This window comes from Lactobacillus sp. ESL0230, from assembly GCF_003692805.1.
Lineage (GTDB): Bacteria > Bacillota > Bacilli > Lactobacillales > Lactobacillaceae > Lactobacillus > Lactobacillus bombicola.
On the sequence record NZ_REHI01000003.1, the window covers coordinates 66420 to 81548 of the forward strand.

At 33.7% G+C, this 15129-nt stretch carries 17 protein-coding genes; 13 read left to right on the top strand and 4 right to left on the bottom strand.

The window, feature by feature from the left end:
* Window positions 1–31: 31 nt before the first annotated feature.
* The gene (gene cls / locus F5ESL0230_RS00655) at window positions 32–1489 is read right to left on the bottom strand and encodes a cardiolipin synthase (protein ID WP_122021168.1); all 1458 of its coding nucleotides are present in this window, start codon (window positions 1487–1489) and stop codon (window positions 32–34) included.
* 23 nt (window positions 1490–1512) lie between these two features.
* A complete protein-coding gene (locus F5ESL0230_RS00660) occupies window positions 1513–2445 on the bottom strand; it encodes an alpha/beta hydrolase (RefSeq protein ID WP_122021169.1) in 933 nt (310 codons plus the stop codon).
* Between the two features lie 71 nt (window positions 2446–2516).
* Between F5ESL0230_RS00660 and F5ESL0230_RS00665 the strand changes: the two genes are divergently transcribed.
* Entirely contained in the window at window positions 2517–3281 is a 765-nt protein-coding gene (locus tag F5ESL0230_RS00665) for a ribonuclease H family protein (RefSeq protein WP_122021170.1), read from the top strand.
* Here the strand turns inward: F5ESL0230_RS00665 and F5ESL0230_RS00670 are convergent, their stop codons facing one another.
* Window positions 3282–4184, bottom strand: coding sequence for a DUF1002 domain-containing protein (locus tag F5ESL0230_RS00670; RefSeq protein ID WP_369931533.1), 903 nt, complete (start codon window positions 4182–4184; stop codon window positions 3282–3284).
* Between the two features lie 209 nt (window positions 4185–4393).
* On the opposite strand from F5ESL0230_RS00670, the gene F5ESL0230_RS00675 reads away from it, so the two are divergent.
* The 12 genes from F5ESL0230_RS00675 to F5ESL0230_RS00730 all read left to right on the top strand — a co-directional run bounded on the left by F5ESL0230_RS00675 (window position 4394) and on the right by F5ESL0230_RS00730 (window position 14519).
* Window positions 4394–5239 (top strand): glycosyltransferase family A protein, encoded by an 846-nt coding sequence (locus F5ESL0230_RS00675; RefSeq protein WP_122021172.1) that lies wholly within the window; start codon window positions 4394–4396, stop codon window positions 5237–5239.
* Window positions 5236–5901, top strand: coding sequence for an alpha/beta fold hydrolase (locus tag F5ESL0230_RS00680; protein WP_122021173.1), 666 nt, complete (start codon window positions 5236–5238; stop codon window positions 5899–5901). The genes F5ESL0230_RS00675 and F5ESL0230_RS00680 overlap by 4 nt, the downstream gene beginning before the upstream one ends.
* A gap of 121 nt (window positions 5902–6022) precedes the next feature.
* A complete protein-coding gene (locus F5ESL0230_RS00685; protein ID WP_122021174.1) occupies window positions 6023–7003 on the top strand; it encodes a ribose-phosphate pyrophosphokinase in 981 nt (326 codons plus the stop codon).
* 130 nt (window positions 7004–7133) lie between these two features.
* A complete protein-coding gene (locus F5ESL0230_RS00690; protein WP_122021175.1) occupies window positions 7134–7820 on the top strand; it encodes a TetR/AcrR family transcriptional regulator in 687 nt (228 codons plus the stop codon).
* A gap of 11 nt (window positions 7821–7831) precedes the next feature.
* Entirely contained in the window at window positions 7832–8662 is an 831-nt protein-coding gene (locus F5ESL0230_RS00695; RefSeq protein ID WP_122021176.1) for a hypothetical protein, read from the top strand.
* A gap of 62 nt (window positions 8663–8724) precedes the next feature.
* Window positions 8725–9207, top strand: a complete 483-nt coding sequence (locus F5ESL0230_RS00700; RefSeq protein ID WP_122021177.1) for a nucleoside 2-deoxyribosyltransferase — start codon at window positions 8725–8727, stop codon at window positions 9205–9207.
* A gap of 342 nt (window positions 9208–9549) precedes the next feature.
* A complete protein-coding gene (locus F5ESL0230_RS00705) occupies window positions 9550–10635 on the top strand; it encodes a D-alanine--D-alanine ligase family protein (RefSeq protein WP_122021178.1) in 1086 nt (361 codons plus the stop codon).
* Between the two features lie 29 nt (window positions 10636–10664).
* On the top strand, window positions 10665–11393 hold the full coding sequence (locus F5ESL0230_RS00710; protein ID WP_122021179.1) for a transcriptional regulator: 729 nt from the start codon (window positions 10665–10667) through the stop codon (window positions 11391–11393).
* Window positions 11394–11449: 56 nt separating this feature from the next.
* Window positions 11450–12571, top strand: coding sequence for a YibE/F family protein (locus tag F5ESL0230_RS00715; protein WP_369931529.1), 1122 nt, complete (start codon window positions 11450–11452; stop codon window positions 12569–12571).
* Window positions 12571–13341, top strand: a complete 771-nt coding sequence (locus tag F5ESL0230_RS00720; protein WP_122021180.1) for a YibE/F family protein — start codon at window positions 12571–12573, stop codon at window positions 13339–13341. The genes F5ESL0230_RS00715 and F5ESL0230_RS00720 overlap by 1 nt, the downstream gene beginning before the upstream one ends.
* A complete protein-coding gene (locus tag F5ESL0230_RS00725) occupies window positions 13328–14152 on the top strand; it encodes an alpha/beta hydrolase (protein ID WP_122021181.1) in 825 nt (274 codons plus the stop codon). The genes F5ESL0230_RS00720 and F5ESL0230_RS00725 overlap by 14 nt, the downstream gene beginning before the upstream one ends.
* A 76-nt stretch (window positions 14153–14228) precedes the next feature.
* Entirely contained in the window at window positions 14229–14519 is a 291-nt protein-coding gene (locus tag F5ESL0230_RS00730) for a hypothetical protein (protein ID WP_147441742.1), read from the top strand.
* A gap of 128 nt (window positions 14520–14647) precedes the next feature.
* On the opposite strand, the gene F5ESL0230_RS00735 is transcribed toward F5ESL0230_RS00730, so the two are convergent.
* Entirely contained in the window at window positions 14648–14983 is a 336-nt protein-coding gene (locus F5ESL0230_RS00735) for an aggregation promoting factor surface protein (protein WP_122021232.1), read from the bottom strand.
* Between the last annotated feature and the right edge of the window lie 146 nt (window positions 14984–15129).

Consider the following 15129-nt stretch of genomic DNA (forward strand, 5'->3'; position numbering starts at 1 on the left):
AACATTTAATGTGATTAATAATTCAGGGTATCTATAAAATTGGTGAAAGCATTCGTGAAAAATACTGCAATGTTCGCAGTAAGCGCCCCTGCTTAGCAATTATTTGTGGCGTAAGTAGGGTAGAATGCTCCATGTCCGCTATAAATGATTGAGCTATTTCATGGGCAAAATTTTTGTCATAAAAAACAGCAACGTCTTCAAAGTTGAGGTCATAAGAACGATAATCTTGGTTCATTGAACCAACAGTAGCAAAGTCATCGTCGACTACAATTGTTTTAGCGTGGATAAAGCCTTTATTGTAGATATATACTTTAATACCGAAACGAGTTAGTTCGTTAGCGTACCATTGTGTAGCGCGATAAATAAAAGGGTGGTCTGGTTTGCAGGGAATCATAATTCGTAAATCAACGCCTGACATAGCAATGGTTTGCAAAGTAGCCATCATGGCATCATCAGGAATTAAATAAGGTGTTTGTAGCCAAACTCTTTTCTTAGCTAGCGACATTAAGCGCATTATGCCATTACGCATATTAGCGATATCTCGGTCAGGCCCATCTGCGACGATTTGCATTGGTACATCACCAGGATGGATTTCATTCTCATCTAAGTTAGGAAAAAGCATGGTATTAAAAGTAATTAATTGACTTTCTTTTTGAATTGAGGCATTCCAATCCATGACAAAACGCTCTTGTAAAAGTAGCGAGGCTGAACCAACAATTCTTACATGACTATCGCGCCAGTAACCAAACTTTTTGTTACGGCTTAAATACTGGTCGCCAATATTAAAACCACCCGTCCAAGATGTTTTGCCATCAACTACTACAATCTTACGGTGTAAATGATAATTGATGCGAGAACGCGTAATCATATTACGTGAAGTGATGAAAGGTAAGACTTCACCGCCTGCTTGGCGGAGTTGATCAAACCAAGTTTTACTAGCACCTAAAGATCCCCAGGCATCATAAAGGACGCGTACAGCAATACCTTCTTTTGCTTTTTTGATTAGCAAGTTAAGAATTTCGTTACCAATTTGATCATTATAAAAGGTATAAAATTCAACGTTAACGGATTGTTGTGCATCTTGAATGTCGTGCATCATGTCATCAAACAGCGCTTGGCCATCTGTGTAGAGTTTGACATGGTTATTTTTACTAAGAGGTGATTCACCGTTATGATCAAAAAAGTGAATAACCATTCTGGCTTTGTAAGAGGTATCAGCAGGACTGGTTTTTTTAGGTGCTTTAGTAATTGATTTTTGAACATTGCGTAACCCAATATGGTGTTGCTTGTTAATGGCAAAAATGTTCTCTTGCGAAATGCCGCGACCAAAGAAGCCATAGAGAATGAGACCAATCACTGGAAAAACTAATAAAATAATTAGCCAAGCCCACGTAGTTGAAACCGACCGCCGGCGGTGAAATACAATATAAAAGGCTAAGATAATATTAGTAGTGATAATGATTCGTAGTATATCTTGTATTACAATCACGTAAATCCTCCGAAAATTAAATTTTATATTTTGAAGTTGATAAATTTATTGACAATGTCAATGACAAACGGATTATCATGCATCCAACTATGTTCGGCATATTTTTCGCCGCGAATTTCTACTTCATGGTAGGATTTGACCAATGGTGCTAAAACATAGCGAATACTTTTTGCAGAAGTAACAGAAATAAATTTATCGCTATTGGTATTATCTAAAACATTTCCGTAAATGTTCAAGACGGAAATATTCGGATTAAATCGTTTTCGTCTAAATAAAAAATAGCAATAGTGTAAATTCATCATTGTAGGTCTACCTTTTTTATTAAAACCGTTGACGTTTGGAATATCTCCCATATAGGTCACACCGTCAAAGGGGCCAGCGATTAAGGCACATTTGTTTAAGTGCGGGAAATTGGTTTTATGGGCCTTACGCATCTCTGTGCGTATTATACAAGGACAGGCCAATGAGTGAGCGACTGCCGAATAATGGGTAAAGTGGTATCGCTTAGCTAAAAAAGGTAGAATAAGACGTAAATAGTAGTCAATAGCATAGACACCAACAATTCGTTGACGAAAAACCACTTGAACGATTGGCTTTTGATCACCTGTCCATGTCCCCTCTAGTTTGAAATTTCCCCATAAATCAGCAGTAACCTTTAGGTAGTTAGAAGTTTTCTTCTCTTTTAGTGCTTGCTTAATCATAACATTGGTGGTGTAGTCCCCACCGCGAAAGCCATGAAAGTAAATTACAGGTTCTTGGATGAATTCTCCTTTTTTGCTTTCAATTTTTGACTTATCTTCAATTTTTCTTTTATGTAGGCGCAAAAAAAAGCGAGTAGGACCAATGGTAGCTAGAATTGCTAACGAAACCATATTAAACATACTAGGGTCTTTAGACAGATTACGTTTACGGTTTTTTTCAGCAATTTCAGTATATTTTTTGGTATTAAAGAACATAAATTACCACCTTAAAATTAGTGCTACTGATATTTTAACATTGACAACAATTTTTAGTGAGTGAGGAACATATGAAATTTTATGCTGTAAAAAAAGGTCGTCAACCAGGGGTTTATCGCACTTGGAAAGAAGCAGAAAAACAAGTTAATGGTTATTCTAATGCCGAATATAAGTCGTTTGAACAAATTACTGATGCGACCAATTATTTGGGCTTTAATCAAGCAACAGCTAAGAAGCTACTGCAAAAAGATGAAGACTCATTAAGACAAGCAATTGCTAAAATTCAAAAGGCAAGTAAGATAAAGCCCTTAAATAAAGAAAGAGGGGCCTCAAAAACAAATAAAAAATATTTTGCCAAAATCTATACCGATGGTGGTACGCGCAATACTGGAACTTATAAAGGTGGCCATGTACACGTAACTGATAAGGCGGCTTGGGCATATTTAATTGAATGGCAGCAAGCAGGTAAAAAGCAATCATTTTATGATAGCAATGGTGAATTAGGTGCAACCAATAATAAAATGGAATTAACAGCCTTAATTGAGGCACTAAAAAAGTTGTTGGAATTAAAATTTAACCAACAACCTCTATTATTTATACTTGATTCACAATATGTTTTAAATCCGATTACACAAGGCTGGCTCCAAAATTGGAAAAAACGGGGCTGGCACAAGAGTAGTAAAGGAAAAATTGCTAATGTCGAAGAATGGCAAAAATTAGATCAACTACTTAGTGAGTTCACTCAAGCCGAATTTAAGTGGACCAAAGGTCATGCTAAAAATCGCGGTAATGAATTTGTTGATCATACTTTAAACAAGTTTATGGATCAAATGTAATTACTTAGAATTAGAGAAACCTGCTACAAGTCCACTAAAGAAGCTAGTAATCGCATCCCAGATTTGTTCAAATAAGTTTCGATTTTCGGTAGTATTGATTTTATCAAAGATACCTTTAGCATTTTTTTCAATATTTTTGGAAAGAGCATCAGCTTGATCTTTAAAATGATGATCTTTTAAAGCACCAGAGTCACGGATTTTAATTAAAATATTGATAATTTGCTCTTTTTGGTTATTGTTAATAACATCACCTAGGTGATTAATATTAATTTGATTGTTAACAATGTCATGAATTTGACTATCAGAAACATTGTTGCCAATTTTCCCCATTTCTTGTTTGGCGCCAGCAACTGCATTATTTAGTTGGGCATCACTATAGCCTTTTTTATTTTGATTTTCCTTGGTTATTTTACTTAATGTTCCCATCTCATCTTGTGCAGCATTAACTTGGCTTTGATTTAAATTTTCCCCATTTTTACTATAAGCGGAGTAAACGCCAGCTAAAGCTCCAGAACCATCAATTGGAATAGCACTAGTAACATAAATATTGGCATCTGCAATTCCAGCAGTTAGAGCAGCATTTTTATATTGATTAGCTGTAATCGTTGTAATATTATTATGACCTTGATAGTCAAGAATATGGACATTAATGCCGCTACCTTGAGCAGTTTTTTGAATCATTGCACTTGACCAAACACCTGAAGTGTTAGTGAAATTTGCACCGGAAGGATTAAGGTATTGAACTAAATCTTGACCAGTAATAGTTATGGTGTGATAGCTGTTGTCACTTAAAGGATTACTCAAAGTCTTTATTGTACCTTGGCGTTGGTTATCGGTAAGAGAAGTTCCTAGACAAATAACGGGGGAGTCGTCTGCTTGAACAATTTGTTTAGGCAGATTCATTCCCAATAGCCCTCCAAATAAGAGGACAGTAATTATTAGAATTGATTTTACTTTTTTCATAAGATTCATTAACTCCTTTTGCTGCACATATTATACTAAATCATTTAAGATAATAAATAACGTTATTACTTTTTTAACGTTTAGTTTATAGTATTTTTAAAATTTTAAAAATATTAAGATGGTATAATAATTTATGAGGGAGGGGTGCTATGATTCAGCAACCTGAGTTAACAGTCATTATGCCAATTTACAACGTTGAAAAATATATTAGTCGGGCACTAGATCACCTGGCTAAACAAGATAATATGAACTTTAAGTTGTTAATTGTTAATGATGGCTCAACGGACAATACAAAAAAGATAGTAGAGAGCTATCAAACGAAGTTTCGTTATATCCAAATTATTAATAAACCAAATGGTGGCTTATCTGATGCGCGCAATGTTGGTCTTGCTCATGTTGATACACCATATTTTACTTTTCATGACGGTGACGATTGGGTTGATGCTGGTTATACCAACTTTTTTATACAAGCGTTTCATGAACATCCAGAAGTAGCTATGGTCTCATGTGGATTTTGGCTAGATTACGAAAATAAGCTAGGTTCTACGCCAGTTACCAAAAAAGTTATAAACGGTATAAAAACAAAATTAAAAAGCTATCAACTGATTAATAATCCGTTAGGATCGCTGTTTGATAATCATATTTTGGGTACACCAGTTAAGGGTTATACTTGGAATAAAGGATATAAAATTTCTGTTGTACGGCAAAATCATTTATGCTTTATGGAGAATTTAGCATTCATGGAAGACCAAATTTTTAATGTGGAATATCTAGCTTTGACAGATGGCTTTTATTGCACTAGTCGGCCACTATATCATTATTGGCAACGCAAGGATAGTATGGTACACAATTTTAATTTAAAGATGATTCCTGATAATTTTAAAGCAAATTATATTATTGCCAAAATTATTATTCGTAGCTTATGGCAGGAACATAAAAAAGAAGATAATTCTAAGCAAAAACTAGTTGAAGCTAGTGAAAGGAATCGTCAATGATAGCAGAAGTTAATGGCAATAATTTATACTACAATAAACTAGGTCAGGGTGAACCGTTATTATTACTACATGGTCACCATTTTGATGGTGGAATGTTTGCACAAATTATTGCTCCGCTTGCCCTATATTACACAGTGTATGTGCTTGATATGCGGGGACATGGATTGAGCGAGGGAGAAATAGCGCAGCACTATCAAACAGAAGTCGCAGATATTGCTACTTTCATTGAAAAGATGGGAATTAAAGGCTGTTATTGTTTTGGCTTTGATGCGGGTGGATTAGTGGCGATGATGCTTGCTAGTCAAGATTCAAGCGCCTTTAAGAAATTAATGGTTGCCGGAGTGTTTGTCAATGGTAATGGCATTCGACCGTATCATTATTTAACTGAAGGCTGCCTGCGCTTCTTGCAATTAAATCGGGATAGTCGAGTTGAATTAACCGAAAGTTACCTTTCAGTTGATGCTTTAAAAGCAATCACTATTCCAACCTATTGTGTTGTTGGTGAGAAGGACTGGGTTAAAGTTGATCATGTTCGTTGGTATAGTCAGCTTATCCCTCAAGGGCAATTATTGATAATGCCAAGACAAAAGCATAATAGTTATGCTGTTAAGAGCTTTAAACTACTTGATTTAATGAAAAATTTTTTTAGAGACGAAAATTAAAATTATACAATTTGCTGGAAGGATATCTCCAGCTTTTTTAATTTCCGTCAATTTCTAGGCACTAGGAACTTTTTTGGTTATAATAGACTGAAAAGATGGTATTTTTGATAAAGAGGTAGTTATGAATAAAGAAGAAATTCTTCAATTAATGCATCCAATGAAATTAATCGGTTTAAGTGGGAATCCAGCTTTAAATGAAAAAATTGCTACAATTTTGAAAAAACCGTTGATTGAAACAGCGGTGCAGCATTTTAGTGATGGTGAAATTCAAGTTAATATTGGTGAAAGTGTTAGAGGATGTGACGTTTTTGTTATTCAATCAATTCAAGATCCAGTAAATGAAAACTTTATGGAATTAGAAATTGTTTTGGATGCACTTCACCGGGCATCAGCTCATAGAATAAATGTAGTTGTTCCATATTTAGCATATTCACGTTCTGATACAAAGACGCGGTCACGTGAACCAATTACAGCAAAATTGATTGCCAATCTGCTACAAATTACAGGATTAGATCATTTGATTGCATTAGATTTACATGCTTCTCAAATACAAGGCTTTTATAATGTGCCCGTTGATCATTTGCATGCGATTCCATTATTAGCACAATATTTCATTGATAATGGCATTGCAACTAAGGAAGATGATGATATAGTTGTAGTTTCTCCAGATCATTCTGGGGCTAAGCTGGCCCGAAATTTTGGTCAAATGTTTGATGCTCCGATTGCTATTGTTGACCAAAGACGCGCCCGTTATGATGCAGATGTTCACGATATAATTGGTGATGTTAAAAATAAAAAGTGTATTATTGTTGACGATTTAATTGATACAGGTTCAAGAATTTCATCGTCAACTAAATCAGTTATGGCTGCAGGCGCTAAGAAAGTATATGTTGCTTCAACACATGCCTTACTTTCACAAAATGCAACTGAAATTTTAAATGGGTTACCTATTGAGCAAATTGTAGTTACGGATACTATTAAGCATCAACATTATCCAGATCGTATGATTAGAATATCGGTTGATTTATTATTAGCGCGTGGAATTAATTATGTCTACAATGATCGTTCAATGCACTTATTAAGCGAAAGCGAACTGAAGTAATTTAATATTCTGGGAGGAATGTGGTAACAAAGTATTAGTACTAGTCAGAGGTTTTTGTTTTCTTTTTGTTTATTTATTTTATATCATTGATATAATAAGAATATAATGTATAGAAAACGGAGAAACTATGATGGCACGACGGAAAAATTATAAAAGAAGACGAATTATCTTAAAAAATACATTCCATTTAATAAGAAAGAATGGGATGGAAAATGTTTCTTTTCAAATGATTGCAGAGAAATCTGGAATTTCTAAATCACTTTTGCAATCATATTACCCCCATAAAGTTAAGTTGACCGATGATGTGGTCCGTAATATATTAAACACTTTAGATAAACAAGTTAATAAATTTAATCATACAAGTTACGGTACTGTTGGTGCACGTACTAAAGCATTTTTGTATACAATTGCAATGCTAGGCATTTATGATGAAGGCTTAAAGCGTATTATTAATGAAGTATTTAGCAGTAATGACACGCTTGATAATTGGAGCAGTATGGTTGAAGAATGGGTCAGAGAAAACCAAATTTTTGATGAAGACTATTTCAACCCACATGAAGTTGAGTATGGCATCGCCTTTGTTATAACTGGGATTGGCCGACTTTACTATAATAATAATACACAGTTTAATCTTTCTGCTGAGCAATTAGCAGATTATGCCACTAGTTCATTGATGTATAGTTTTCTACACTGTACACCGGATGAAATTAATCAGGCATTAAAAAAAGGACATGAGATTATTGCTTCAACTGACATCAAAGAAATTCATCATGCAATTGATACTATGTTTGATGATGATAAAGATATTGTTTGTTAGAAAGGAATAGCATGGCAAATGGCGCACGAAATAGTTTGCGTAGAGTAAATCCAGAACAAAATCTTCAGTACAAAAGGGTCTTATCCTTTTGTATTTTATTAATTGTGACATTGGTTATGACTACAGTAACTTTTCTCAATCCTTTTTTTATGAAAGGACAGCTGAGAACTAATAATAATGAAGCAGTTATTGTTCGACACGTTAACAATCATTTTGACGAGCTAGCTAAAGTGATTGGTGCTAATAAAGATGTAAATTCTAATTTATTGACTACTAAGCAAACGCAGCCCATTGCCGATCATATTATTGATTATGCCATAGGTGTTCCATGGTTTAAGTTTAATAATATCAAGTTGGCACAACAAATTTTGCATGATATTGAATTAAATATAGATCAAGAGGCATCTAGCGATGCCCAATTAGTACAAAAGAGACTCAAAAGACAAGGGAAGAATGCTCCATATGATGTAATAGATGCTTTTAATTTAGATTTAGTTACTTTGGGCGGAAACATTGCTTTTGTGCTATTGATTGTAAACATTATGCTGTTTATAATGATAATTATCAGTTTACGTTCACTAATTAATGATATGTTAATGGTGATGAATTCTAAGACCTTAGTCCATACTGTTACAGCTGCTGGAATGTGGGCGGGGTTTTGGTTAATTTTAATATCTGGTATATTAGCTATGATTCCAATTATTGTTAATGTTGATGAGATAGCAGTCTTGGGATGTGTATTAGAAATTGGAAGTAGCATATTTTTAGATTATGTGATTGCTGGTGTGGTCTTGTATATTTTAAGTGCTATACCGTGGGAAATTAGTTCACCTAATAATTAAAAATAATGTTTAAACTATCTTACAAAAATATTTAGGTGTTCTTTGTATTATAGGAGTTGATGATGAAAGTTTATTTGGCTAACGCACTGTTTTCACAAGCAGAAATTAATTACAATGCTTACTTGGCAGAAAAAATTCGGCAATTAGATACTGCAATTGATTTATATTTACCACAAGAAAATAATGCAATAAATAATAAACAAGCCTATGCTGATTCAAAGATGATTGCTCAAGCAGATACAGAAAGATTGGTTAAGAGTGATTTACTAGTAGCAATTCTTGATGGTAATAGCATTGATAATGGTGTGGCAAGTGAAATAGGTGTTGCCTATGCTAAAAAAATCCCGATTATTGGTCTATATACTGATACACGGCAACAGGGAAGCGAAAATAAGCAAAAGTTAGCGGCGTTAAAGCAAGTGGCAGAAAATCAATTTCATTATGTTAACTTATATACTACTGGTTTAATTAAATTAAATGGTACTATTGTTACTAATGAAGCTGCCTTACTAGCAGAAATTGTAGCCGTTTTGAATAAGTTTTAATATTAAATAATCCTATCTTTGGCGATAAACATAATAAGTGAATTTTATGTTTCAATGAAGATAGGATTTTTATTGCGGCCTAAAAAGATATAAGCTACCCTTAATAATTAAGATTTAAAAAATAACTAGTTGATATTAAGGTTAATTCGTAAAGTATACTTTTAGTTTTATAAGCTAGGACGAATTTATTAAGTAACTAAGACGAAAATAATTAATTTTAAGTTATGATGGTAATTTTGCGATGAGGCAAAAACATTTATAAAAATTAACTAAATTACCATTATTCAGCTAGTTATTGCCGTATAATAAAAAAGTTAGAAAAAATGATAAGAGGTAGAAGCAATGACTAGGAAAACACAAGTTGGTCTTATTTTTGGTGGTAATTCTTCTGAGTATGAAGTTTCAATTATGTCGGGGCATAACATTTATAAGGCAATTGATAAAAGTAAATTTGATGTTCATCCTATATGGATAACTAATGATGGCTATATTGCAAGTGAGCAAGAATCATTAAAAGTTTTAGCAAATGCAGAATATAAGATTAAAAATCCGCATCAAGTAGCGAATATTTCTAACTTAAGTGAACTAGCTAATTTTCCAGAATTAGATGTATTTTTTTCCATTGTACATGGTAATTTAGGTGAAGATGGTAGTTTACAAGGTTTATTTAGGATTATTGATAAACCATTTGTCGGGGATGATGTTTTAGCTGCAGCGGTAACTATGGATAAAGAATTTACCAAAATTTTAGCGCAACGTGTAGGCGTTTCTGTGGCTGAATGGATTTCAATTAAACGTTTTGAATATGAAGATGAGCAAAATGCTAAACGTGATTATGATCAAGTTAGTGCAAAATTAGGGCACGATTTATTTGTTAAGCCAGCTAACCAAGGTTCATCTGTTGGTGTACACCATGTAACTAATAAGCAAGAATTTGATGCTGCTCTAGCTGATGCCTTTCGCTATGATGATAAAGTTTTAATAGAAGAAACTATTCATGGTACAGAAGTTGAAACTGCTGTGCTTGGAAATGATCATCCAATAGTTTCAGGGGTTGGTCAAATTATTAATGCCGAGGGGACTTTTTATAGTTATGAAAATAAGTATGATGCTAATTCAACAACTAGTTTACAAATTCCAGCTGACTTGCCTGAAGAAACTATAGCTGAGATTAGAGCCAATGCTTTAAAAGTCTATCAAGTAACGGAATGTAGTGGTATGGCAAGAATCGATTCAACATTGCGCAAGAGTGATCAAAAAGTTATTTTGACAGAGGTTAATTCTTTACCTGGTTTTACTAATATTAGTATGTATCCTAAATTATTTGAAGTTGCAGGTATTCCTTATACTGAATTAATTACGAAATTGATTACCGAAGCCCAAAAAAGATATGAGCATAAAAAAAGCTTGCTACATAAAATAGATTAATTTGATTGTGCTATAGGGAGTAATACTTTATGAGTGGTAATAAGCATGATTTTGAAGAATTAACCGCACCGGCAGCAACTGCTAAGGAATTACAAGTTAGTGTAGCAACTTTAAGAAAGTATTCTTTAATTGTTGAAAAGGTTACTGGCCAAGCAAATTATTATGCTAGAACTAAGCAGAATGCGCGGCTATATAGTAAGCAAGATATTCAAGATTTACAAGATTTTCATCGATTAGCTCAAAAAAATGGTTTAACTTTATACGAAGCAGCGCAGCAAGTTTTTGCAGTTAGTTCAAAAGAAATCAAAAAGACGGGCCAGACTAAAAAAAGCAAGCAAGAGGTAATGACATCTGCACAAGTGATGAAATTAATTGATGCCTTTCAGCAAACTATTAGCCAACAGAATACGGCACTGGAAAATTTACAAGAGCAGCTCAACCGGATTGAAGCTCAAAACCAAGAATTATTACAAAAACAAAATAGTCAAACTGAAAAGTTCGAGGGTCTGGCAGATATTTCTGGGATAGTAACCGCTGAAGAAAGCCAACCCAAAGCACAGTTATTTACAGCTGAGCAAAAGCGCCAACAAATTGTTCATGATGAAAAGAAATCGTCTGAGCAGCTTCATGATGAAATTTTAGCTAAAGCTCAAGAAAATTCTCAAAAAACAGCTAGTGTTAATGAGCACCGAACGCTAATTGATATGCAACCTGAGACAGAAACTAGACATTGGTGGCAAAGATTTCTTAATCTATAAAATAAAGATTAGATAATATTGATCATAAGAAATTATAGTGAATTATGTAGGTTAGGATGTTGATTTTGAAAAAAATTAAGCAACGCTACTTGGTAGCGGTAATAGTGATGCTTATTGGTCTGATATTGACGGCTAGTATTTATTTTGCCACTAATATTTATACTAAAAATGACGTTGCAATAATTACCGATGAAAAAATCACGGATACTTTAGTCGAAAAAAATAAAGACGTATACGATAATAAAGATGAAACTAGAAAGCAAGTCTTGCATTTGAAAATTCTATCCGGTAAACATCAAAATCAAATGTATACAACAACTAACTTTTATTATCCATCACAGCTTGTAACCCAAAAGTATCGTCCAAAACAGCGAGTTTTTGTCAATATTAAAAAGAATGATCCAGCAATTCAAAATCCTAAGCGAGACTGGGTACTTGTCTTGGCTATGACAGTGATGACTACCTTACTTGTAGCAGTTTCTGGTAAAAAGGCACTGGCACTAATTTTGTCAATGCTCTTGAGTTGGCTACTTTTCTATTTTGTTATTATGCTGAATATTAAATTAAATGGTGCGTATATCGTCTTGCTATTTGCTGTAGCAGATATTGTGTTTTCCTTTTTCAGTTTATTAATTGTGCAAGGATATAATCGCAAAATGTTAGTGACCTGGTTAGCTACTTTATTAGGCGTTTTTATTTCTTTTGCACTATGTTATATCATCATGCGTTTAACAGGAGAGTCAGAAATCAAATATGAGACTGGTGACTATGCTACGCAAGATCCTCGCGGCATTTTTTTGGCCCAGACTTTATTAGGCATTTTGGGAGCAGTAATGGACGAGGCCACTGACATTGTTTCTAGTTTATATGAGCTGATTCAAACAAAAAAGGACATTACAACTAAACAGTTAATTAGGAGTGGACGGACCATGGGTCAGGAAATTATGGGACCGCTAATCAATGTTTTAGTTTTAATTTTTATGTCAGAAGCCCTACCTTTAACAATTATCTATTTACGTGATAACAATAGTTTTGGCTCAACTTTTGGTTTTACTTTATCTTTAGGTGTTACTCAAAGTGTGATTTCAGCCATTGGTATCGTGTTAACGGTTGTTTTTGCAACAGGCTGTAGTTTGTTATTTTTAGATAAAAACAAGTGGGAAGTGTGGCATAAGTAATGAGTACATTAACTGCTTTGGTAATAGTTTTGGCGATTTTGATGACGATTATCGGTGGCGAGACAGGAATCAGGAGCTTCTTTAGTGTATTAATTAATACGTTATTATTAATTTTATTAGCAGTTTTTATTTCCTGGGGTATCAATATTCCATTACTTATTTTGATTTTTATTCCACTCAAATTAGTGACTATCATTTTTTTAGGCACGCATGATTATCAAGTTGCTAAAAATTCATTTTACTCGTCAATGGTTGTTTGCTTATTAGTCAGTGTAATAATTTTAGGTTTTGAATATATTGCACAGGCAGCTGGACTTGGTCCTGAAGCTGGAGAAATTTTAGTAGGTTTATCACAGATGCCGGGTTTAAGTTATCCACTCATTGCTGTTGCCGTCGCTATTTTTTCAACTTTAGGTGCAGTAGCAGAAGCAGCTGTCGCAATTAGTTCTGGATTATTGGAAATTAAAAAGCATAATCCCAAGATTGCATATGATGAATTAAGGTCAAGTGGGACAAAAATCGGTAATGATGTTTTAGGAACAGCAATAAATACCATTTTGTTTGGCATGTTTGGTAGCTGCCTTTCTTTATTTTTATGGTATATTCGGTTAAATTATACTCTAGGTGAAATTTTTAATGAGAAAATGCTAGTTAATGAAGCCCTGATTATTGTGTATTCCTTAATTGGTGTAATATTAACGGTACCATTAACAACAAATTTTTTAGCAAAAAGTATGGTAAAACGTGAGGCAAAAAATGAAAACAAATGAAATAATTTTAACAAATTTTAATGGACGCAAATTTAAAATTCATCCATATATTTTGGATTCAATTGGTGATTTAATCAAGCCGCGGCATCCATTGGCAATTGTGATTCCAGGTGGGAGTTTTGATCACCTATCAAAGCGTGAAGGTGAGCCAATTGCCTTAGCTTTTAATAATTGCGGGTTTAACAGTGTTGTGATGGATTATAACCTGATTCAAGATGAAGGTGATATTTATCCAGATGCTGGCTTGGATGTTTTAACCACAGTAAAATATTTTCGTGATCACGCAGCAGAATATCAAATTGATGCCGACAAAATTGTAACAATTGGCTTTTCTGCTGGTGGTCATGTGGCAAGTTTTGCTAACAGTATGGCTAATTCGCTGGAATACCAAGATCGCTTTAATTTTACTGCCAAAATTGTGTTACCCAATAAAACTATTTTAGGTTATCCGTTGATTAATCTACATAAGATCGGCTTTGCTATCCCAAAAAGTGCAACCAATAAAGTACCATCAGATCAATTTGTGCTAAATAGCGCTATAGGGGTGACCTCTAGGACACCAGCTACTTTCATTTTTCATGCTTGGGATGATCCAATCGTTTTAGTGACTAACACTTTAGAATATGCAATGGCACTACAAAAGGAAAAAGTACCATGTGAAGTTCACCTTTTTAATAAAGGTGGTCATGGTTTTTCTTTAGCCCGGACAGATATGGTGACAAAGGGTCGCGAATGGCAAGATAATCCGCATGCAGCTCATTGGTTTAATTTGGCACAAGAATGGTTAAATAGTGAGTGGTTAAATAAATAATTCAGAAAGTATTAAAAATATTAATTTTTTTTCATAATGTCTTGAATTTAATTCATAAAAGCATATAATTATATACTTGAATCGAAAGAAAGGACATGATTTTTTGAAGCTAATAAAAATAAAAAAATTAACCGCAATTAATGGCTTACTAACTTTGACCAGTTTATTCATGTTGTTCTTTGGATTATGTGATCAAGTTAATGAGTCAAATCAATTGGTTCAAACTGACCAGTTAATTGCACTGACAAATAGTGATAATATAATTATTTTTACTGCGGTTATAGCATTAGTGATTTTTGGTTTTGCTTTTTTTGCGGGCTGGCTTAAGAGTTCGTGCAAGACTCGTTTATTATATGATAGAACTTAAGTATATTAGGAAGTTGTATTTAAATTAGTATAGTGCAACTTTTAGTTTGAAAAAGTAAAATTAAAAAGCAGGTTAGTAACTAACTAACCTGCTTTTTTTACTTAGGACAAATTAATATGAAAAATTTTTTAATACCAATGATGGATAAGCCAAAATCTTTTCGCATTAACCCATGACCCATAACGATTATATACATAATTATCGGCAATACGTTCTTGATTTTTAGGGGAATAGTTACCGCCTAAATATGCTAAATTAAGCTGGTATTTACCGTAACAAACGCCATTACGTGCATTGTAATTACCACCTGATTCGTGGCGGGCAATCCAGTTTTTAGCTGCCTTTTCTTTTTTAGATAATTTTTGTGCGGCTGCTACAGTTTGTATAGCAGTGTCCTTATGAGCTAATTCAATAATTGCAGTGCAGTTAACCGCTAAGGCTAAGGCTGTAATTAGTTTAAGCATAAATTTTTTACCTTTAATCAATTTGTCTTATACCTCACTAAGTAGTCTATTTAATACTACAGATACTATACCTAATTAATATTTCATTGCTGTTACAGAAAGAACACGCCTGCCTTACAATCCAGTTTTAATGATATTTAGATGTG